The organism is Mesorhizobium norvegicum (genome assembly GCF_004919685.1).
Lineage (GTDB): Bacteria > Pseudomonadota > Alphaproteobacteria > Rhizobiales > Rhizobiaceae > Mesorhizobium > Mesorhizobium norvegicum.
Map to the genome: position 1 here is coordinate 244741 of NZ_SMYZ01000012.1, position 21670 is coordinate 266410.

Genomic DNA, 21670 nt, shown 5'->3' on the forward strand with positions numbered 1-21670 from the left:
CTTCGATTCCGGTGGGCTTATTGCATGGCGGACGGGTTCATCCACAGCAGCTCCCAGACGTTGCCGTCCGGATCTTCGATGTGGCGGTTGAACATGAAACCGAGATCCTGCACCGGGTTGGGATCGGCGCGACCGCCTGCCGCCACGCCCTTCTCGATTACGGCATTGACCTCGTCCTTGCTGTCGGTGGTGAGCGCGATCAGCATCTGGCTGTCCCGCTTGGCATCGCCGATCGGGCGCGCTGTGAACTGGCCGTAGTGCTGGTGCGTCAGCAACATGACCCCAATCGAGTCGGAGAACATGATCGAGCTGGCCTGGTCGTTCGAGAATTGCGGGTTCAGCGTGCCGCCGATCGCGAGATAGAACTTGGTCGCCGCCTGCAGATCGCGCACCGGCAGATTGAGGAAGATCATCTTGGTCATCGGTTCAAGCCTTGCTTTCGTTGACGGGTACTAGCCAGTCTAGTACTGTAGGCATAGTTACCATGCGGGAACGGTACCGTCTAGTACTGGTTGAGAGGCGCTATGGAAAATAATGGTGAGACCAGATCGGCTCGCAAGGATCGTGAAATCATCGAAGCGGCCACGGCCGCGTTCATCGCCAAGGGTTATGATGGAACCAGCATGGAAGAGATCGCCACCAAGGCAGGCGCTTCCAAGCAGACCGTCTACAAGCATTTCACGGACAAAGAGACGCTTTTCAGCGAAGTCGTCGAGTCCACCGCCAGCCAGACCAACGATGTTGTCGAGTCCGTGACGATGCTGCTTTCCGAGGCGCAATTCATGGAGGGCGGTCTGCAGCAGCTTGCCCGACGCATGACAACGACGCTGATGGACGACGATTTGCTGAAGCTGCGGCGTCTGATTATCGCCAACGCTGATCGAATGCCGCAGCTTGGCCGCAGCTGGTATGAAAAAGGTTTTGAGCGCATGCTTGCCTCGGTGGCGTCATGCTTTCAAAAGCTTACCAGTCGAGGCCTGTTGCAGACCAGCGATCCCCGTTTGGCGGCCAGCCATCTCTTCGGAATGCTTCTCTGGATCCCCATGAACGAAGCCATGTTCACCGGAAGCAACCCGCGCTCAAAGGCCGACCTTGAGCGGCATGCCGATGCCTCGGTTGAAGCGTTCCTTGCCGCCTATGGGGTGCGGTCGAAATAGTCACGCTCCTCTCCGCCGGCGATGCGTCTTGCGGTCGATTGTCCGTCCGCGCCTGTCGTCTTTTGCTTCAGGTTCCCGTCCGCATCGGCTGGTATCTCGAGGAGATCTGCCGCGCCAGAAACAGCTTCAACTGCCAGCAGGCCGGTTTTGCACAGGCTGCTCGCTTACGATCCAAGGCTGCGATAAACCCAAGGCAGCCGTCTTTGCAGTTGGAGCGCCGAATGACCGTACTCACACGCCGCAGGCTTTTGAAAACGGCTGCGGTTGCCGGCGCGGGCGGGGTCGGTCTCTCGGCCCTGGGTCGGCTTGGCGGCTGGGCCGCCGCCACACCTGAGCCTGTGGTTTTGCAGACGGCAAAAATCCAGGCGAAGCTGATGGATGTCGGCCAGACCAGGGATGTGCTGACCTATGGCAACGCCGGAATGCCGCCCGTGCTCAGAATGAAAAAAGGCGAGCCCTTTGCCGCGCGTCTTGTCAATGCCATCGATGATCCGACGACGATCCACTGGCACGGCATTCGCGTTCCAAACAAGATGGACGGCGTGCCGTTCCTGGTCCAGCCCTACGTCTACACCGGCGATCATTTCGACTACGCCTTCACGCCGCCCGACGCCGGCACCTTCTGGTACCACCCGCATTGCAACACGCTGGAACAGATGGGCCATGGCCTGACGGGGGTTATCGTGGTCGAAAACCCCGGCGATCCGGAATTCGATGCCGAAATGGTCATCAATCTGCGCGACTGGCGCCTCGGCGACGATGGCCAGTTTATCGACCAGTTCCGGCCGCGCGATGCCGCAAGAACCGGCACTTACGGCACGGTGCGCACCGCAAACTGGCTCGATCAGCCGCAATATGACGCGCCGGCCGGAGGGCTGGTGCGGCTCAGGGTCGCCATCACCGACGTCACCCGGATCTATGCCTTTCGCGTCGATGGCGCCGAAGCGTCAGTCATCGCGTTGGACGGCAATCCGGTGCCGCAGCGTTTTTCCCCCGATGCCTTGCTGCTTGGACCGGGACAGCGCATGGAGCTGGCCATCCGCATGCCCGACGACGAGGGCGCGATCGTCAGCCTGAGAGACGTCAGGGGCACCAAGCCAAAAATCCTGGCAACCCTGCGCGCGACAGGAAACTCCCTCAAACGGGACATTCGTGATCTTGCTCCGCTGGAGGTCAATCCGGTGGCGGAGGTGGATCTCACCAGCGCCCAACATATTTCCCTGGCGCTCAGCGCCACGGCGGAAAACGTCCCGAGCGATGGCATCTGCGGTTCGCTTGGCTACAGTTTCTGGGCAATCAACAAGGTGCCGTGGCCCGGCGATACGCCGGATCCGACCGCGCCGCTGGCCGAATTGAAGCTTGGCAGGAGCTATGTCATCGACATGGAGAACCTGACGCCGCAATCCCATCCGATGCATCTGCACGGCATGAGCTTCAAGGTGCTGTCATCCTCGACGCGCCAGGTTCAGCCTGTCATCTCCGACACCTATCTCATCCAGCCCAACGAGAAGGTTCAGCTCGGCTTCGCCGCCGACAATCCCGGCGACTGGCTGCTGCATTGCCACATCATCGAGCATCAGAAATCGGGAATGACGAGCTACGTCAGGGTGGTCTGAAGCCGCGCCCGGGATCGCGTCAGTCTCCGTGTCGCTCCCTGACCGTCACTTGCGCAGCTGCGCCTCGATCTCGTCGAGGATCTTGTCCTTGCCGATGCCGGTGAGGAAGGCGAGGCCCTTGATGACCGGCTTGGTCACCGAAGCGGAGATCGGAGTGGTTGCGACGATGAAGTCGACATTGTCGGCCAATCCCGGCACTTCGGTGGCCTTTGCCTGCTGGGCATTGAAGGTGAGGCCGCGTTTCTTCATTTCCTCGGTGACGGCGACGTTGACCGCGGTCGAGGTGGCGATGCCCGTGCCGCAGGCAAAGAGAATGGTTTTCTGTCTGGACATCTCTGCTTCTCCTTGTTTCAGCCGAGTACGGCTCGCACGTCTTCGAGGGTTCTGGCCGACCTCAAGCCGTCCAAGGCTTGCGGGTTCTGGATGATGGCCATGACGGCCTGCAGCGCCTCAATCTGCTTGTCCTTGTCATTGATGGCAAGCAGGAAGACGAAGCCGACCGGCAGCATCTCGTCGGGGTCTTCCATGTTGGCGAAGGTCACCGGCTGCTTCAGCGTGCCCATCGCGATGCCCGGCTTCAGCACATGCTCCGGATCGGTGTGCGGTACCGCGACATTGTCGGGGCGCTCCAGCGGCAGTCCTGTCGGGATGGTCAATTCGCGGCGCACGACCGCGTCGGCATAGGAGCTTTTGACATAGCCAAGCATCTCGAGCCGGCCCGCCAGGATGCGGATGATCTCCTCATTGGTCGATGCATCGGATCCGAGCACGATCGCTTCGGGATCCAGAAGCTGCATGAGGCCGTCAGGCATTTCTTTGCTCCGTCGATGAAATCGTGCGCCCGTGAAGGGCGCACGATCGGTTCAAATGCAAGGCGCTGTCAGGTTCAGACCGTCTCTTCGGCCGGCTCGTCCTCGGCGCCCGCGGCCCGCTCCCAGCCGAGCGGATTGCGGCGATAGAGGACAAACAATGCCGCGATGACCACCGCGATCACGATGATGCCGACAAGCCCCATTCCCTGGATCGCCTCGATGATCACATAAGGCACCCACAGGAAGCCGTCGACCACCGAGGTGATCTGCAGCGCATCCGCCGGCAGCTTGAAGCCCGATGCGACGGCAGCACTGGTGAACAGCGGCGCCAGCGCGTTGGCGACGTAGAAGCCGATGGCCAGCGTCACCGTGCCGATCACCACCATGCGGAACACGTTGCCTTTGACCAACGGCGCGGTCATGGCGACGATGAAGGGAATGACCGCAAGGTCGGCGAACAGGATGACGCGGTTGCCCGGCAGGATGATGGACAGGATGATCGCGATCGGCACCAGGATCAGCGACGACGAGATCGCGGCCGGATGGCCGATCAGGATCGCCGAATCGAGGCCGACAAGAAGCTCGCGGTCGCCGGTGCGCTTGCGCACGAACGCCTGGGCTGCGTCGGAAACCGGGAGCAGGCCCTCCATCAGGATCTTGACCATGCGCGGCAGCAGCAGCATGACCGCGGCCAACGTCATGCCGGTGCCCAGAACCTTTGCCAGCACCACGCTGAGATCACCCGCATTGTAGAAGGCGATCGCGCCGAGCACGAGGCCGATGATCAGGCCCATCACGACAGGTTCTCCGAACACGCCGAACCTGCGCTCGATAGTATCGGTGTTGATGTTGATGCGATTGATCCCGGGAATGCGGTCCATGATCCAGTTGAGCACAATGGCGATCGGCAGGATCTGCGCCGAGGCGAGGTGCGGCACGGAAATGCCGGGCACGCCGTAGAATTGCTGCACCGCGCGTGCCGACCAGTCGGCGAAGAGCAGCGACAGCGCGGCGACAAGTGCTGCGACCGCGATGCCATAGGCCAGATTGTCGGTTGCAGCGACGACCAGCGAGCCGACAAAGGCGAAATGCCAGAAATTCCAGACGTCGACATTGAGCGTGCGCGTCATGCGTGTCAGCAACAGCACGATATTGACGAGGATGCCGACCGGAATGACCCACAGGCCGACCGATGAGCCGAAGGCGATCGCCGCGGCCGAAGGCCAGCCGACATCGATGATGTCGCGATGGATGCCGGTGTTGGTGACGATGGCCTTGGCAACGTCGCCGATCGACGTGAACATGAGGCCAAGCACGAGATTGATGCCGATGAAGGCGACGCCGATGGTGACGGCGGCGCGAAAAGCCTTGCTGACCTTGGCGCCCAGAACCACGGCGATGATAAAAATGACGATCGGTAGCAGGATCGTCGGGCCGAGCGTGTCGATGGCCCCTTTGAGACCCGCGAGAATAGTATCCATTATTCCTCCCCTGGAGCCCCCGAGCCTTCGCTCGACGCCTCGCAATGATGCTCCATCCAGCCTTTGACGCCACCTTGGCGCAAAGACACTCCCCAGTCTGCCGCGCGGCGCATGTTCTCCGATATGTTGTGCCGATGAACATTTGCCTTTGCTGGTAAACGAATGTTTTATTGGGGCTGCTCACGACAATGTCAATTGGCAACCCTTTGTGCCAATCGCCCGGGACGAATGTCCCTTGTTCGGGCGATTTCGCCGGAAAATGCCGGTCGCCAATGGTTTCGTTGGCAAATGGAACCCGTTCCCTGCTATCCGACCACAAATCACGAAGCTGTGGACATTCCTGCATGACCAATGTCGCCCTGACCGGCCTTGCCCGCGATCTCGCCAGGCGTGCCGCCGAGGGCCGCCCTGTGCGCATCGGCGTCATCGGTTCGGGCGAAATGGGCACCGATCTGGTCACCCAAGGCATGCTGATGCCGGGCATTTCGGTATGCGCCGTCTCGACACGCCGCCCGCACACCGCGCGCGATGCCATCCGTATCGCCTATGGTGATGAAGCCATGGCGGTCGAAGCCGACACCGCGTCGAAAGTCACCAGCGCCATCGAGAACGGCAAGATCGCCATCACCTCGAATGAGATGCTGGTCACCAATCCGCTGATCGACGTCGTCATCGACGCCACCGGCAAGCCGGGTGTCGCCGCCGATTTCTGCCTGTCGGCGATGGAGCACGGCAAGCATCTGGTGATGATGAACGTCGAGGCCGACGTCACCATCGGCTGCTATCTCAAACAGCAGGCCGACCGGCTTGGCGTCGTCTATTCGGTGGGTGCGGGCGACGAGCCGTCGAGCTGCATGGAACTGATCGAGTTTGCCTCGGCGCTTGGCCTGACCATCGTCTCGGCCGGCAAGGGCAAGAACAACCCGCTCAACCACGATGCCGTGCCCGATGACTATCGCGAGGAAGCGATCCGCCGCAACATGAACCCGCGCATGCTGGTCGAGTTCGTCGACGGCTCCAAGACCATGGTCGAGATGTGCGCCATCGCCAACGCCACCGGGCTGGTGCCTGATGTGCCCGGCATGCACGGCCCGAAGGCCGACCGCGACGACCTCGCCAAGGTGCTGATCCCGCGCGAGGATGGCGGGCTGCTGCTGAAGAAGGGCGTCGTCGACTATACCGTCGGCAAGGGCGTCGCGCCCGGCGTCTTCGTCATCGTCGAGGCGACGCATCCGCGCATCATCGAGCGCATGGACGATCTGCATATCGGCCACGGCCCCTATTACAGCCTGTTCCGGCCCTATCATCTGACCTCGCTGGAAGTGCCGCTGACCGCCGCCCGCATCGTGCTTTTCGGCAAGCCCGACATGGTGCCGTTGCCAAGGCCGGTGGCCGAGGTGTGCGCCGTCGCCAAGCGCGACCTTGCCGCCGGCGAGGCCTTCGATGCGATCGGCGAGACCTGCTACCGATCCTGGACCATGACCGTCGGCGAAGCCCGCGCCCAGCGCGCCGTGCCGGTCGGCCTGCTCGAGGGCGGCAAGGTGCTGAAACCGGTCAGGAAAGGCGAATTGCTGACCGCCCACAATGCGGTGCCAGATCAGACGACGAGGCTGTTCGCCTTGCGCCGGCTGCAGGACGAGATGCTGTACGGAGCCTGAAGCGACCACGCTGGCACTGCGGTCAAAAATGATTAGATTTTGGGGATAAATATCGCCTGAGGCTAGTCACATGAACCTTCGGATCAGGAATCCGCGTGCGCGCGAACTGGCTCTTCAGCTTGCAGCCAAGCGAAAGATTTCCATGACCAAAGCGGTCATCGAAGCGCTTGAATCAGAACTGATGCGGGAAAAAGGTCGCGCGCCGCTGGCGGAGCGGCTGGCCGCCATTGCCGCCGATTTGAGGACCAAAGCAGGCGCGGGTGGTCCGGTTGTGAGCAAGGATGAGATCGACGGCATGTGGGGTGGCGACCAGAAAGACGCCTGACCAGGTGCACACAGGGTTGATAGGTTGGACGGCCTATTGGCAGCCCGGATTTCGTCGTTCGTTTGGATGGATCAGCATAAATATTCGGGATTGGTCGAAGCCTTCCCAACTTCGTCATCCACGGGCGGAGCAGGAGCGAAGCGACGTCGCGGAGACCCGAGGATCCATGCCATGACCTTGGTCGAGGAATGCAGCGGAGCAGAATTTTGCACCGCAGCAGCGCTCGGATGTCACGGCATGGATCCCGGGGTCTGCGCTGCGTCGCTTCGCTCCTTGCTTCGCCCCAGGATGACGAAGCGATGGGCGTTTCCGCCAAATCGCCAAGGCATGCCATCCGTCGACGCAAGCACAGCCGACCCGTCAAACGTCTGTGGCGAAGGGACGTTCGCCTATTTCCCCAGCTCGACAGACCGCAACCGCGCCGCCTCCACCGCTTGCGTCAGCAGATTGGCCAGCCGGTCCTCACCCATCAGCACCTCTAGCGCCGCGGCCGTCGTCCCCTTGGGGCTGGTGACCTGCTGGCGCAGCACGCCCGGTTCCTCGCCGCTTTCGGCGGCGAGCGAGGCAGCGCCGTAGACGGTCTGCATGGCGAGCAGCTTGGCGGTTGCCGTCGGCAGGCCGGCCTTCTCGGCCGCCACGGTCAGCGCCTCGATGAAATGGAAGATATAGGCCGGCCCCGATCCCGATACGGCGGTCACCGCATCCATCAGGCCCTCATCGTCGATGGTGGCCACTTCGCCGCTCGCCGACAGCAGGTCGGCGACGAAACGCTTGGTGTCGTCGGAAACCAGCCTGTTGGAAAACACCACCATCATGCCCTTGCCGATGGCTGCCGGCGTGTTGGGCATGCAGCGCACGATCGGCGCGCGGCTGCCCAGGATTTCCTCGAAGGTGGCGGCAGGCGTGCCGGCGGCGATGCTGACGAAGGTGGTGCGGCCATCGCCGAAGCGCTTGTAGGCGGCGGTGACGTCGCGGATCACCTGCGGCTTTACCGCGATGACGACGAGATCGGGCACGGCATCGGCTGGAATATCACCGGCATCGGCTGATGTGCCGCAGCCCAACGCTGCGGCGCGGTTGCGCAGATCGGCATTGGGCTCGACCACGAAAACCGCTGACGGCGCAAGCTTGCCGGATTTCAGCCATCCCGAGAGCATGGCGTAACCCATATTGCCGCAGCCGGCGAGAACAAGCCTGATCGTCATCGAAAGCCCTCCGAAGGAAGGCCTTCACATAGACGCTGGCGCTTCCCTGGGGAAGCCCCCGTCAGGAGGAACGGGAAGATCGCGCACCGCGATCTCGGGATCGTGCACCGCTATCGGGATCACGCACTGCCATCGGCCGCAGCGAGACTTGCCTCAGCCCAAGCACGCCGAGCACGAAGAACAGCCAGACCGGGTCGCCGCGATGGAAGAAGAAGCTTTCGAGGAAAGCGTTCAGCGCCGTGAACAGCACCACCATCATGAAGAAGTCGCCGAGAAAGATGTTTTCCCTGCGCAGCGGAATGCGCATGTAGTCGCGCAGCGGCGCGATGAGGAAAGTGTAGACCGCCACGCAAAGTGCCGGAATACCCATCAGCACGGCGATGTCGAGATAGCCGTCATGGCCGTGCACGATGGTTCTGATGTCCCACGGCCGGTCGAAGGGCTGGTCCTGGTTGAGCAAGAGCGGCGTGCCCCAGAAGCTTTCATAGCCGTAGCCGGTCCATGGCTTCTTCGCCAGCATACTGCCGGCGAACTCCCACAGCGTCGTGCGACCGGTATAGGTCATGTCGGGGAAATAGATCGCCGCCAGATGTTTTATCGGCGGCAGGAAGACGATGCCCAGCGTGCCGACCGCCGTGGCGATGATCGCCAGGGCAAACAGGATCGGCGTGCCGAGCCGCATGCCTATCAGGCTCGGGAACATCACGATCAGGATCGAGAACGGCACCAGGCCGGCGGTTGTCTTTGAGCCGGTGTGCAGCATGAAGATCATCGCTGCGAAGAAGATCCCGGCGCCCCAGTACCGCTGCCCGCGCCGGTAGAGATACAGACCTGCGAAGCTGAGGCAGGCCATGATCGGGCCGGCGATGTTCTTGTGGGTGAACACGCCGCGCCACAGGCCGGCATGTTCGGGCTCCTGCGAGTCGGCGGTGTGCATCGCTTCGTGCGGAAAGACGATGAGGCCGAGATAGGAAAGGCCCATGACCACGACGGCGGTGAAGATGATGACTTTTGAGAAGGCCTCGGCGTCGCGCGGCAGCACCAGGATCGTCGCCATAGTCAGGATGCCGATCAGGGTGAAGGAGGCGGCGCGCATTGCCGAAGGCGGATCGGTCGCCAGGATCACCGACAGGAAAAAGAAGCCCAGCATCAGCATCCAGGACGGGCTGAGCAGCGAGCGCACGACGCGCGGATCGGCAAAGGCCATCAGCGAGAAGATCGATATGGCTCCAAGCGAACTGAAGCCAAGCTGGTTGACGATGTCGCCGCCTTGACCGGTGAGCTCGGCGCCGCCCGGCTGGAACGGCCTGAAGGACACCATGATGACGGTGAACAGCAGCGCGGCAATGGCAGTCGCCACGCCTTCGCGCGTGAACGCGGCGCTGAGCGGGGCGCGCTCAGTTTTTCTCAGGCTGCCGGTATTGCTCATTGGCATATCCGAATTCGGCCAGCACGCGGCCCAGCGCCACATGGACGGGGTAGATGGCAACAGCTGGTGATCCGGTTCGCGCCAGCCGCATCAGGCCGCGAAACGGCGAGGCGGCAAGCAGCGCCAGGCTCTTCAGCAACACTTTGGCGCCGGCGAGTGGTGTGCCGGCGCGTTTCTTCTTTTCGACCAATGTCGAGATGACGCCGTTGCGCAGGCTGCGGGCGCGGATCCAGTCGGCTTCGACACGCCGGGCCGGAACGGTTTCTTGCACCTTGGCCTCGGCGCACCAGCCCAGCACAAAGCCGCGCTGCGCCGCTCGGCTGAGGAAATCGGAATCGCCGCCGCCCATGAAGTTGAATTTCAGATCGAGAAAGGGCGGACCCATGGCGATCAGGACGTTGCGCCTGACCAGAAGATTGCCGGACGAATAGAGCGCAGGCACGCGCCCTGTCTCTCGATAGGGAGGCGCGAACACCGGATGCTCGGCCCATTTTGCATGGGCGGGGTCGGCAAACACGGGCACTTGCGGGCCGCCGACGATATCGGCGCCGAGCGTCTCGGCTGCCGTGCACATCCGTTCCAGCCACTGCGGATCGGCGATCTCATCATCGTCGATGACCAGCAGGTGCCTGAAGTTCGGGAATTGCAGGATCGCTGTCTGCCAGCCGGCATTGTAGGCGCTGCAATTGCCGCGCTCCTGCGCAATGATGACCAGACCTGGTATCTCGCCGCGCTCGAACAACGGCAGCACCGTCTTGGCGCCGGCCCGCGCCTCGGCTTCGTTTTCCATGACGATGACGGCAAAGCGCCTGCCGGTTTGCTGCGCGCGCAGCGACGCCAGCGTTTCCAGCACCTGCTCGGGCCGCTTGAAGGTCGGCAAGGTGACGACCGCTTCGATGGCCTCGACGTCAAGCCGCGGCGAGCGTCCAGCGATCGATACCGAACCGTCCGATGGCAAAGGGATCATCCGTGTCCAGCCACATGGTGAGTTGGGCTCTGGTAGCACCACGGTGATAAGGTTTCGTTAATCACCTTGCACGGAGAAGCCCGCCAGGCAGCGGCTTTCGGTCGCCGAATGTGCTGGCTTAATCAAGGGTTCACCGCACTTTGCTACCGGCTACACCACAGGATAGGTGAGATGCATCTGCTGTTCGCCACATCGATCGTGCCCGACGGCGCTCTCGCCTCGGGCTACGAGATCGCCAACGCTGCGATCATCGCTGCCTTGCGGCGCGCTGGCGCGCGCGTCACGGTCATCGGTTTCACCTGGCCGGGGAAACCCGCGGCCGATCCCGAAAACACCGTGGTGCTGGGTGCGATCGACGTACGCACGGACAATGCCTCATCGCTGCAAAAGCTGGCCTGGGTCGGCAAGGCGCTGCTTTCGGGCCTCACCTTCGCATCGGTCAAGTTGCGCGCGGTGTCCGACGGCGATGTACTTGCCGCTGTCGAGCGCGCCGGTCCTTTTGACGGCTATGCGCTGAATTCCGTGCAGTTCGCAGGTGCCTTCGAAAAGCTGTTCGCCGACCGGCCCTCGATCTTCGTTGCCCACAATGTCGAGCATCTTTCGGCGCAGGAGAATGCCGCTGCCGCCGGCAGCCTCTTCCAGCGCCTGCTGTTCCGCCGCGAGGCGAGGTTGCTCAAGACCGTGGAAGAGCGTCTCTGTCGCCGGGCGCGCTTCGTCTTCACGCTGGCCGAGGAAGACCGCGCCGCACTCGGTGTCGCCTCGGGGGGCCGCTCAGTGGTGCTGCCACTGGTGACCGGTGCTCAGGCGCCAACTCCGAAAGGCCCGCGCCACATCGACTGCGACGCCGCTCTGATCGGCACCTGGACCTGGCAGCCGAACCGCATCGGCCTCGACTGGTTCCTGGGCAAGGTCGTACCGCATCTACGCTCCGGTTTCCGCATCCGCGTCGCCGGCAGCATGCCTGCCGGCGTCACGTCGAAGCATCCCGGTGTCGAGTTTGTCGGCCGCGTGCCCGACGCGCAGGCTTTCGTGCGCAGTGCCGCCGTCATCCCGTTGATCAGCACCGCCGGCAGCGGCGTCCAGTTGAAGACCATCGAAACCTTCGAACTCGGCCTGCCTTCCGTCGCCACCAGCCGCTCGCTGCGCGGCATCGACCATCGCCCGTCCAATTGCGTCGTCACCGACGATCCCGCCGCCTTCGCCAGGGCTCTCGAGGCCGCGGCGGCCGACATCCGCGACGTCGACGGCAGCGCATTCCGGCGTTCGCAGGTCAAGGCGCTCGACGCCGCCATCCGGCTCGGCCTCGAAAAGCTCGGGCCTGTCAGGCAGGAGGCGTTTGCATGAACATGCATTCCGCCCGCGCCGCATCCGGGCTCGACACGTTGAAGACGATCCTCAGCATCCCGGTGCTTGCGATCCGCTGGAACGATGCCATTGTCCTGCTGAACCGGCTGATCGCCGAACGGCGCTTCACCAAGGTCAGTTTCCTCAACGCCCACAACGCCAACATCGCCTATACCGACCCGGTCTTCGCCGAGGCGCTCGATGATTTTCTCATCCTGCCCGACGGCATCGGTGTGGATCTGGCGGCGAGACTTCTCTATGGGGCGCCGTTTCCGGACAATCTCAACGGCACCGATTTCGTCCCCGCCTTCCTGCAGGCCTCGACGACGCCGCTGACGGTCGGGCTGCTCGGCGCGACGCGCGTCAACGCCGAAGCGGCGTCGGTCAAGCTGGCGGCACTGGCCGTGCAGCACAGCTTCGTGGTGATCCACGACGGCTATTTCCCCGCTTCGCAGGAATCGGAAATCGTCGGCCGGATCGCCGCGCTGCGGCCGGACGTGCTTCTGGTCGCCATGGGCGTGCCGCGCCAGGAATTGTGGATCGCACGCCATATCGACGCGCGCCACTGCACGCTGCCGATCGCCGTCGGCGCGTTGCTCGACTTCCTGAGCGGCTCGGTGCCGCGGGCACCCTTGTGGATGCGTCGGTTGCGGCTCGAATGGCTGTTTCGGTTGGCTGTCGAACCGGGCCGGCTGTGGCGCCGCTATGTGGTCGGCAATCCCCTGTTCCTGCTGCGCGTCGTCAGGCAGAAATTCTCGCGTACACCCGAAGCAGCGAGGGACAGCCAGTGAACAGCAGGTTCGTTCCAGGCGCCGCTGTCGAACCAAGCCCGCTTCGGCAGACACCGACGGCGGCAATCGTGACGGCAAGCTACGCGCCCGATTTCGAGCGCTGCCGCCTGCTGTGCGAGACGCTTGATCGCCACGTTTCCGGCGCGGCGCACCACTACATCCTGGTCGACCATCGCGATGTCAGGCTGTTTCGCCAATTGAAGACCGGCCGCCGCACGGTCGTCGATGAGCGGGAATTGCTGCCGCGCTGGCTGCATGCCTTCGACGACCCGCTCAGCCTGTTTCGCCGGCGCGTCTGGCTCAGCCTGAAGACCCAGCCGCTGCGCGGCTGGCACGTGCAGCAGCTGCGCCGCATCGCGATATCAGCGCACGCATCCGAAGAGGTGCTGATCTTCTGCGATTCCGACGTCGCTTTCCTCAAACCTTTCGACTGCGGCGCCTTCTGGCGTGACGGCAAGGCGCGGCTGTTTCGCCGTGACGGCGTGCTGGCGGACGAAGGTCATGACGAGCATCGCATCTGGTCGCGCAACGCGGGTGCAGCACTCGGTATCGACCCCTCCCGGACATCGATCGACGACTATATTTCGACACTGATCGCCTGGCGGCGCGACACCGTGCTGGCCATGTGCGGCCAGATCGAGAAGGTCCATGGCCGAAACTGGGTCGAGGTCGTCGGCTCGGCGCGCAAATTCTCCGAATGCATGATCTATGGCCGCTACGTCGACGATCTGCTGGAGGGCGCCGGCCACTTCCACGGCTCGGAGGAGTTCTGCCGTGTCCACTGGACCGGCGAAGCGCTTTCGGATGACGAGTTCCGCCGCTTCGTTGCGGCCATGGCGCCGGAGCAGGTGGCGATCGGCATGCAATCCTTCATCGGCACCGATATCGGCCGCATCCGCCGTCTGATTGGGTTGGATTAGACGGGTTTGGCCGGCTTGCGCATCGCCGAATAGGTGAGCAGCGTCGAGGCGAGATACAAAAGCAGGAAGACGACATTGAGTGACAGCACCAGGTTCGGCGTGTCGAGGATGGTCGTCAGCACATAGGTCAAAAGCAGCGCCTTCAGCCCGGCGAGCAGGCCGAGATTGAGTGCCCTCACCAGCGTCTGGCCGCGCGCGAACAAAAGCTCGGCCTGGTATTCGACCAGATTGCGCAGTCCCGGCACGCAGATCGCTAGCACCACCAGCGGGGCGGCCTCGGCGACATTCTTGCCGAGCGCATTGGGGAAGAAATGCAGCACGATGCCGAGCGTCAGCAACGCCAGCGTCGACACCGCGAACACGCCGCCTTCGATGCCGCTCTTGACCGCCAGCCGCGACAGCATTTCCGGCGCGCGCATCATGCGCTGCACCAGCATCATCGAGAAAGTGCGGATCGGAATGGCCGTGAGGTCGACCAGCCGCATGATGATGGCATAGATACCGGCCAGATGCGGTCCGCCGATCGCCAGGACCAGCAGCTTGTCGAACTCCATCTGCAGGTAGAACAGCACTTCGGCGCCAGCCACATAGATGGAATCGGCCAATCGCCTGACATAGAGCTCGATGCGCAGCCGCAGCCGCTGGCGTGGGTAGAAGAAGCCGAATGCAATCAGCAGCGAGGCTGTGTTGGCGCCGATATAGAACCACGACCATATCCAGACGCTGTGTTGCGCGGAGATCATGAACAGCACCGCGCCAAGCGCCCGCAGCGCCGTCGCCAGGATGGCCAGCAGCGCGGCGCGGCCGAATTTGCCCAGACCGTTGTTGACGATCAGCGCCACCTCCACCGGCCGCCACAGCAGCGCTTCGGCAAAGACGATTGCCGCAAACACCGACAGCGGCACGGTGTCGGCGAAGAAAATCAGATAGACGCCGAACGAGGCCGCTGCCAGCAGCGGCAGCGACAGCACGCCGAGCAGCAGGAAGCCGGCGGTGAAAGTGCCGATCAGATTGGGGCGGATGGTGGCAGTGCGGTAGAGTGCCGAGATGAAACCGAAGGCGAGGATGCGCGACAGCATGACACCGGCCGCCGATGCCGTGGCGAACATGCCGAACTCGGAAATGGACAGCGTGTTGGCCAGTGCGATGAAATAGGCGAGTGAAAACACCAGTCGCCCGCCGGCGCCGCTGATCGCCGAGAAATAGTCGCGAAGCAGCCCCCGTCGTTCGGCCAAAAAAGTGCCGATCCGGGCGAGGGACCGCCTTTGCGGTATGTCACTGGCCTGCGTCATGTCTCATGGAGAGCCTAGGCCGGAAAACTTAACGTGCCGTTCTGAGGTCCAAGGTTGTGTCGAAAATAGATGCAACCCAAGAGAGAAACCGCAGCTTCGGCGCGGGAAAATTAACCTTTTGTTTTCCATGCCTGTTTAGCGTGGCTTAACGAATGGCCAATCGCCGTTCGCAGGTCGCCAAGGGTAAAGTTCCAGACGATGGTCGACAGGGAAAACCGCGAAGACTGGAAGCGCGAGCGCTCGTTGCTGGCGCTTGGCCAGGCTGTGCGCGGTGACGAACCCGACGCGTCCCTGGTGTCGATAGGGGACAGGGCAGACCCATCATGGCGCGAGGATGCCGCCACCCGCCATCGTCTCGCCCGCTCACAGCGCGAAGCGCGGACGAACCCGAAGCTGTCGGATCCGGTCGCAACAGACGGGTATCAGGCTGGCTATGAACCAGCTTCGTCGGTGAGCCGTGCGCAAACCACGCCACCGACACAGTCAGTTGCGGCCGAAACCGCAGGCGCCTATCGCTCCGATCGCACCTCCGAACCTTACCGTTCAGGCGCCGCGCCGGCGTCCCACAGTGACGGCGCCGACAGCCAGCAATGGAAGCCGCTGATCGATCCGATGCAGGTCGTCCGTGGTGTCGGCAAGTCGAAGCTGCTGATCGTGACGACGACGATACTGGGTGCCGCGCTCGGCATTGCCATCGCGCTGTCGACGCCGAAGAAATACGAGGCCACCACCGAGCTGATCGTCGATCCGCGCGACCTCAAGCTGACCGACCGCGACCTCACCCAGTCGGTCGTCGCTTCGGACGCCACGCTGGCCATCGTCGAAAACCAGGTCCGGGTGCTGACATCAGGTACTGTTCTCAACAAGGTCGTAGACAAGCTCAATCTCGTCAACGACCCGGAATTCAATGGGCAAGGCAGCGGCGGCCTCAGCGTCATGTCGCTCATCCGCTCCATCCTGTCTCGCAATGACGGGCCGGGGGGTGTCGACGACACCCGCCGCCGTGCGCTGGCTGTCGGCAATCTGGCTGAGAGCCTTTCGGTCGAGCGCGGCGGCAAGACCTTCGTCATCACCGTCAGCGCTACCACGCAAAATGGCGAGAAATCGGCTCTGATCGCCAACACGATGACGGATGTCTTCCTGCAGACCTTCGGCCAGATTCAGTCGGACACCGCCGGCCGCGCCACCGACGAACTGACGGCAAGGTTGGACGAGCTGCGCAAGGGCGTCGAGGCGGCCGAACGCAAGGTCGAGGATTTCAGGGCCACGCACGACCTTGTCGATGCGCAGGGCCACCTCATCAGCGACGATGAGATGCTGAAGCTCAACGAACAACTGTCGGTTGCCCGCGCCCGCACGCTGGAACTCAATGCCCGGGCGGCTTCGGCGCGTTCGGTAGACGTCAACTCGGTTCTCACCGGTACCCTGCCGGAGGAGATCAACTCCAACACGATGAGCGATCTGCGTTCGCAATATGCGTCGCTCAAGCAGGAGGCTGATCGCGCCGCCATCCGGTTCGGCCCGCGTCACCCCGAACTCCAGGCGCTCAATGCCCAGATTGCCGGCGCACGTGATCGCATCGCCGCGGAGTTGCGCCGCATTGGCTCGTCGCTGCAGGTCGACCTCAAGCGTGCCGTCCAGCTCGAACAGGATCTCGCTTCTCGTCTGGCTCAGCTCAAGGTCCGCAGCGGCGACGTCAACAGCGATCTGGTGTCGATGCGCGAACTGGAGCGCGAGGCCTCCGCCAAGCGGTCCGTCTACGAACAGTATCTGCTGCGTGCCAAGGAGACCGGCGAGCAGAAGGACATCAACACCGCCAACATCAATGTGATCTCGAAGGCCTTCGCGCCGCTCGAGCCGAACGGGCCGTCGCGGGTCGTGGTGGCGCTTGCCGGCCTGCTGCTGGGCTTTGCCTCCGGCATTGGCCTCGGCGCCATGCGTGGCGCCTATGAGAGCCTGCGTGACACCGCCAATTCGCGCTCGCGCCGCGACCGCAGCATGGACGAACGCCGGACGCCCTACGAGGATAAGGCAAATCGGGCAGCGCCTCCAGCTGCGCCGCAACCACCAGCGCCACAACCATCGGCGCCACCACCTGCGCCGCCACCGCCAGCAGCACCGCCGCCTGTCCAGCGGACTGAGATCGCGCCGGAAGAAGGTCCCGGCCGGATCAGTGCGCTGCTGTCGAGGCTGCACAAGGCCGTGTCCCGCAAGCCATCCCCGGATGAGCCCTTCGATACCGAGTGGGTCTCCGCTGAAAACGTGAAGCCAATGCAAGATCCGGCGTACCCCGCCTATCCCCAGTCGGCGCCGGCCTTTGCGCCTCGGCAGCAAGTTGCGGCAGCCTACCCGCCACCGCCTTTCCAGCCGGGCGCCCAGGCCCCCTATGCGCAGCAGATGGCGCAGCCGCCATTGCCGCCTCATACGGTGCCGCAGCGACCATATTCGGGCCCGCAGCTCTATCCCTACGCGCAGCCTTTGGGCTACACGCAGCAGCCCGGCCATACCTATCCGCAGTCCATTCTGGCCCCCAATGCCGGGCAGCAGCCCTATCCGCCTCAGGCTGCCTCTGAGTCTTATCCGCAGCCGCCCATCCCGCCGCAGCAGGCGCCTCAGCGATCGGTGGAGCCGCCGCAGGACGTCGAGCAGCAGGCGCCAATCGAGGAAATCCGCGCCAGCCTGCGCGAATTCCGCGAAGCGGTCCGCGAACTCACCGAGAGCCGCGCGCGCCGCAGGTATTTCTGAGCCACAAAATTCTTCGCGGTGCCGTACAAAAACATGCCGGTTTCGCGTAAACGGCATGGGACGGCGCTTTGGCGGGATTGCATGTTGGAATTTTCGTGAAAATGCCACGCTGTGACAGATCAAAAAGCGCGCCGCTTCCCGAAGCGACGCGCTTGGGCATTTTGGTGTTGAGGGTGGTCCATGGCTGAAGTGATTGATGGCAAGAGCGTTGCCGGAGACGTAGTGCAGACGGTTAAGACGCTGACCGCCGAACTGGTCTCAAAAGGCAAGGCCAAGCCCGGTCTTGCCGTGGTCATCGTCGGCGAGGATCCGGCCAGCCAGGTCTATGTCGCTTCCAAGTCGCGCACTGCCAAGGAATGCGGCTTTCATTCCGTCCAGCACACGCTGCCGGCCGAAACCTCCGAACCGGCATTGCTGAAGATCATCGGCGACCTCAACGCCGATCCGGCCATCAACGGCATCCTGGTGCAGCTTCCGCTGCCGGCCCATATCGACGCCGGCAAGATCATCCAGACCATCGCGCCGGAAAAGGATGTCGACGGCTTCCATTTCATCAATGTCGGCAAGCTCGGCACCGGTGAACTTGAGACCGCCTTCGTGCCTTGCACGCCGGCCGGCTCGATGCTCCTGATCGAACGGGTGCGCGGCAAGGACCTGTCCGGCCTCAATGCCGTCGTCGTTGGCCGCTCCAACATCGTCGGCAAGCCGATGGCCAACCTCCTGCTTGCCGCCAACTGTACCGTCACCATCGCCCACAGCCGCACCAGGGATCTGCCGGCACTGGCCCGCACCGCCGACATTCTTGTCGCGGCCGTCGGCCGGCCGGAGATGATCAGGGGTGATTGGGTGAAGCCAGGCGCCACCGTCATCGATGTCGGCATCAACCGCATTCCGGCGCCGGAAAAGGGCGAGGGCAAGTCGCGCCTCGTCGGCGATGTCGCCTATGCCGAAGCGGCCAAGGCCGCCGGCGCCATCACGCCGGTGCCCGGCGGTGTCGGCCCGATGACCATTGCCATGCTGATGGCCAATACGTTAGCCTCTGCCTACCTTGCGGCCGGATTGAAACGGCCGTCCTTCTGACCCGCCAGAAAGCCGCAGCTTTGCCGAACCCCACTATTCCCTTGGAACGGCCGGTCATGACTGATCCCGTTCAAGGCGGCCGGCAGTTCGCTTTCCTGCTGGTCGACAAGTTCTCCATGTTCTCGCTGGCCGCGGCGATCGACACGTTCCGGTCGGCAAACCGGTTGCTCGGCCGCGACTTCTATGGCTGGACCACGGTGTCGGCCGACGGCGATCCGGTGATGGCCTCCAATGGCCTGCCGCTCAAGATCGACTACGCCGTTGCCGACCTGCCGCCGGTCGACATCCTCTTCGTTTCGGTCGGACTGACGACGGAATTTCCCGGCAAGAGCAAGGTGCTGGCGGCTTTGCGCAGCTGGGGCCGGCGCGGCAATGCACTGGGTGCCTTGTCGGTCGGTTCCTACCTGCTGGCCGAGGCCGGGCAGCTCGAAGGCTATCGCTGCACCATCCATTGGGAAAACCGCGCCGGCTTCGTCGAACGGTTCCCCGACATCAACTGCACGGGCAATGTCTTCGAGATCGATCGCAAGCGTTATACCTGCGCCGGCGGCACCACCTCGATCGACCTGATGCTGGAGATCGTGCGCGGCGATTTCGGCTCGAACCTCGCCAATGGCGTCGCCAACCAGTTCCAGCACGAACGCATCCGCTCGGCCGGAGACCGCCAGCGGGTCGGGCCGGAACGCGACCTGACCGGCAAGTCGGAGAAGCTCAGGCGCATCGTCGAACTGATGGCCGACCACCTCGACGAGCCGCTGTCGGCCGTGCAGCTGGCCAAATCCGCCGGCCTGTCGGTGCGCCAGGTCGAGCGCCTGTTCCTGCGCCATCTCAGCGTCACGCCCGGCCGTTATTACATGCGGCTGCGGCTGGAACGGGCGCGCGAATTGCTGCGCCAGACCAACATGCCGATCCTCGATGTGGCGATCGCGACCGGCTTTACGTCGCATTCCTACTTTGCCCAGAGCTACCGGCTGCAATTCGGCAGGCCGCCCTCGGAAGAGCGCCGCACGACCTACTGAGCGGATTTTCGCTTTCGCCGAAAAGTTTGGCATTCGGCCCCCTCACAGCCGTGCCCGGACTTGTGTCCTGACGCCGCCTCAAATAGCTTTCCTGCCCGGATCAGGGGCGGATTTGAGGAGATATCGATGGCGGGACTTGCACGGAGCGTCGCTGCGGCGATCCTCCTTTTGTCGATGACGACATTCGGCTTTGCCGCAAACAAGGTCATCATCATCCTCGATGCCTCCGGCTCGATGTGGGCGCAGATCGACGGCAAGCCCAAGCTTGAAATCGCCCGCGAGTCGCTTCGAACCGTGCTTCAATCGGTCCCCGCCGACGATGAGATCGGCTTCATGGCCTATGGCCATCGCGAGAAGGGCAGCTGCGACGACATCCAGTTGATCGTGCCGCCACAGGCAGGTTCGGCGAGCGCCATTTCGGCCGCCGCCGACAGCCTGAAATTCCTTGGCAAGACGCCGCTGACGGCGGCCGTCAAGCAGGCGGCCGAAGCGTTGAAATACACTGAGGACAAGGCGACCGTCGTGCTCATCACCGACGGGCTCGAAACATGCGGCGGCGACCCTTGCGCGCTTGGCAAGGAGCTCGAGGCATCCGGCGTCGATTTCACCGCCGATGTCGTCGGCTTCGGCCTCACCGCCGACGAGGGCAAGCAGATCGCCTGCCTTGCCGACAACACCGGCGGCAAATACATCCAGGCCTCCGACGAGAAGGCGCTGCAGGAGGCGTTGGTCGAAACGGTCGCAGCACCGGCGCCTGCACCCGAACCAGCGCCAGCACCTGCACCGGCGCCCGAGCCTGCCAAGCCGGAATTCAATCTTCTGCCGACCGCGGTGCTTGCCGAAGGCGGCGATCCTGTCACCGACGGAAATGCCTGGGAAATCTACAAGGCGAAATCCGACGGCACGCGCGGCGACAACGTCACCACCGAATACGGCGCCTACAAAGGCAATCTGGAGCCGGGCGACTACGTCATCGTCGCGCGCGACGGTGAGGCTAAGACCGAACAAAAGCTCAAGATCGAGGCAGGCCAGGTCTACAAGCCGCTGTTCACCCTGAATGCCGGCACGCTCATTATTCATCCGCGACCAAGCGCGGGGGCGGATGTTGTCGACGGCGCGGCTGTCGTGATCGACTACCCCGGCGCCGATGCGCCCGCGACCTACTATGGGACCACCAAGATCGTGTTGCCGGCCGGCGACGAGAAAGTGACTGTTACGATCGGCCAGGGCGTGGCTACCGAAACGATTCCGCTCGCTGCCGGCCAAACGGTCGAAAAGGATATCATCGTCGGCGTCGGGCATATCGTTGCCAACGCCTACTATACCGCTGGCGGCGACAAGGCCGACGGTTCGGGCATCGGCTTTAAGGTGTTCAAGGCGAAAAAGAAGATCGATGGGACCAGGGAAGAGGTGACCTATGCCTATGGTCCCGACAGCAAGTTCGACCTGCCGCCGGACGATTATGTTTTGATCGCGACGGTCGAGTTGGCAGAGGTCGAGCAGCCGTTCACGGTGAAGGCCGGTGAGTCTCAGGATGTGAAAGTGGCCATGAATGCCGGCGTGCTGGCAATCACCGCGCCCGGCGCATCGAAGATCGAGATTTTCGAGACGAAGAAGGACATCAACGGCAACCGCAAGTCGATCGGCTATAGTTACGACGCGAAGTTCCAGACCACGCTGCCGGCCGGCGACTACGCGATTGTCGCCGACACCTCCGACAACGGCTCAAAGGAAGGCACGGCTACGGTCAAGGCCGGCGAACGCGTCGAGGTCACCGTCAAGTAACTGCCTTAACTCCATGAAAGAGGGCGGCCACGAGCCGCCCTTTT

The 21670-nt window shown here is 63.2% G+C and carries 19 protein-coding genes; 11 read left to right on the top strand and 8 right to left on the bottom strand.

The window, feature by feature from the left end:
• Nucleotides 1-17 precede the first annotated feature (17 nt).
• Nucleotides 18-422: a VOC family protein gene (locus FCU66_RS05655; RefSeq protein ID WP_136617189.1), complete on the bottom strand. Its 405-nt coding sequence runs from the start codon at nt 420-422 to the stop codon at nt 18-20.
• Nucleotides 423-524: 102 nt separating this feature from the next.
• On the opposite strand from FCU66_RS05655, the gene FCU66_RS05660 reads away from it, so the two are divergent.
• Nucleotides 525-1157 (top strand): TetR/AcrR family transcriptional regulator, encoded by a 633-nt coding sequence (locus FCU66_RS05660; RefSeq protein WP_136617190.1) that lies wholly within the window; start codon nt 525-527, stop codon nt 1155-1157.
• 221 nt (nt 1158-1378) lie between these two features.
• Complete coding sequence (locus FCU66_RS05665) at nt 1379-2773, top strand: multicopper oxidase family protein (protein ID WP_136617191.1); 1395 nt, start codon at nt 1379-1381, stop codon at nt 2771-2773.
• Nucleotides 2774-2818: 45 nt separating this feature from the next.
• On the opposite strand, the gene FCU66_RS05670 is transcribed toward FCU66_RS05665, so the two are convergent.
• The 3 genes from FCU66_RS05670 to FCU66_RS05680 form a co-directional block, all read right to left on the bottom strand.
• Nucleotides 2819-3106, bottom strand: a complete 288-nt coding sequence (locus FCU66_RS05670) for a PTS sugar transporter subunit IIB (protein ID WP_056583361.1) — start codon at nt 3104-3106, stop codon at nt 2819-2821.
• A 17-nt stretch (nt 3107-3123) separates the two neighbouring features.
• The gene (locus FCU66_RS05675; protein ID WP_136617192.1) at nt 3124-3585 is read right to left on the bottom strand and encodes a PTS sugar transporter subunit IIA; all 462 of its coding nucleotides are present in this window, start codon (nt 3583-3585) and stop codon (nt 3124-3126) included.
• Nucleotides 3586-3659: 74 nt separating this feature from the next.
• Nucleotides 3660-5066: a PTS galactitol transporter subunit IIC gene (locus FCU66_RS05680; protein ID WP_136617193.1), complete on the bottom strand. Its 1407-nt coding sequence runs from the start codon at nt 5064-5066 to the stop codon at nt 3660-3662.
• Nucleotides 5067-5410: 344 nt separating this feature from the next.
• Between FCU66_RS05680 and FCU66_RS05685 the strand changes: the two genes are divergently transcribed.
• Together FCU66_RS05685 and FCU66_RS05690 are read left to right on the top strand one after the other, a co-directional pair.
• Nucleotides 5411-6724: an NAD(P)H-dependent oxidoreductase gene (locus FCU66_RS05685; RefSeq protein ID WP_136617194.1), complete on the top strand. Its 1314-nt coding sequence runs from the start codon at nt 5411-5413 to the stop codon at nt 6722-6724.
• Between the two features lie 70 nt (nt 6725-6794).
• Entirely contained in the window at nt 6795-7049 is a 255-nt protein-coding gene (locus FCU66_RS05690) for a type II toxin-antitoxin system VapB family antitoxin (protein ID WP_136617195.1), read from the top strand.
• 389 nt (nt 7050-7438) lie between these two features.
• Here FCU66_RS05690 and proC read toward each other — a convergent pair whose 3' ends face one another.
• The 3 genes from proC to FCU66_RS05705 form a co-directional block, all read right to left on the bottom strand.
• Nucleotides 7439-8254: a pyrroline-5-carboxylate reductase gene (proC, locus tag FCU66_RS05695; RefSeq protein WP_136622195.1), complete on the bottom strand. Its 816-nt coding sequence runs from the start codon at nt 8252-8254 to the stop codon at nt 7439-7441.
• Between the two features lie 61 nt (nt 8255-8315).
• Complete coding sequence (locus tag FCU66_RS05700; protein WP_136622194.1) at nt 8316-9683, bottom strand: O-antigen ligase family protein; 1368 nt, start codon at nt 9681-9683, stop codon at nt 8316-8318.
• Nucleotides 9652-10650 (bottom strand): glycosyltransferase family 2 protein, encoded by a 999-nt coding sequence (locus FCU66_RS05705; RefSeq protein WP_136622193.1) that lies wholly within the window; start codon nt 10648-10650, stop codon nt 9652-9654. The genes FCU66_RS05700 and FCU66_RS05705 overlap by 32 nt, the downstream gene beginning before the upstream one ends.
• 171 nt (nt 10651-10821) lie before the next feature.
• Between FCU66_RS05705 and FCU66_RS05710 the strand changes: the two genes are divergently transcribed.
• The 3 genes from FCU66_RS05710 to FCU66_RS05720 are packed head-to-tail and all read left to right on the top strand — an operon-like array spanning nt 10822 to nt 13705.
• Nucleotides 10822-11994 (top strand): glycosyltransferase family 4 protein, encoded by a 1173-nt coding sequence (locus FCU66_RS05710; RefSeq protein WP_136622192.1) that lies wholly within the window; start codon nt 10822-10824, stop codon nt 11992-11994.
• Nucleotides 11991-12785 carry a WecB/TagA/CpsF family glycosyltransferase gene (locus FCU66_RS05715; protein WP_136622191.1) on the top strand — a complete coding sequence of 265 codons (795 nt, stop codon included), beginning with the start codon at nt 11991-11993 and terminating at the stop codon, nt 12783-12785. The genes FCU66_RS05710 and FCU66_RS05715 overlap by 4 nt, the downstream gene beginning before the upstream one ends.
• Complete coding sequence (locus tag FCU66_RS05720; RefSeq protein ID WP_136622190.1) at nt 12782-13705, top strand: DUF6492 family protein; 924 nt, start codon at nt 12782-12784, stop codon at nt 13703-13705. The genes FCU66_RS05715 and FCU66_RS05720 overlap by 4 nt, the downstream gene beginning before the upstream one ends.
• Here FCU66_RS05720 and FCU66_RS05725 read toward each other — a convergent pair.
• On the bottom strand, nt 13702-14997 hold the full coding sequence (locus tag FCU66_RS05725; RefSeq protein WP_136622189.1) for a lipopolysaccharide biosynthesis protein: 1296 nt from the start codon (nt 14995-14997) through the stop codon (nt 13702-13704). The two genes, FCU66_RS05720 and FCU66_RS05725, sit on opposite strands and share 4 nt — an antisense overlap.
• Nucleotides 14998-15195: 198 nt before the next feature.
• Between FCU66_RS05725 and FCU66_RS05730 the strand changes: the two genes are divergently transcribed.
• The 4 genes from FCU66_RS05730 to FCU66_RS05745 all read left to right on the top strand — a co-directional run bounded on the left by FCU66_RS05730 (nt 15196) and on the right by FCU66_RS05745 (nt 21626).
• Nucleotides 15196-17742: a GumC family protein gene (locus FCU66_RS05730; protein WP_136622188.1), complete on the top strand. Its 2547-nt coding sequence runs from the start codon at nt 15196-15198 to the stop codon at nt 17740-17742.
• 180 nt (nt 17743-17922) lie between these two features.
• Nucleotides 17923-18822 carry a bifunctional methylenetetrahydrofolate dehydrogenase/methenyltetrahydrofolate cyclohydrolase FolD gene (folD, locus tag FCU66_RS05735; protein ID WP_136622187.1) on the top strand — a complete coding sequence of 300 codons (900 nt, stop codon included), beginning with the start codon at nt 17923-17925 and terminating at the stop codon, nt 18820-18822.
• 56 nt (nt 18823-18878) lie between these two features.
• On the top strand, nt 18879-19841 hold the full coding sequence (locus FCU66_RS05740) for a GlxA family transcriptional regulator (RefSeq protein WP_013530232.1): 963 nt from the start codon (nt 18879-18881) through the stop codon (nt 19839-19841).
• A 126-nt stretch (nt 19842-19967) separates the two neighbouring features.
• Nucleotides 19968-21626 carry a vWA domain-containing protein gene (locus FCU66_RS05745; protein ID WP_136622186.1) on the top strand — a complete coding sequence of 553 codons (1659 nt, stop codon included), beginning with the start codon at nt 19968-19970 and terminating at the stop codon, nt 21624-21626.
• Nucleotides 21627-21670: the final 44 nt, after the last annotated feature.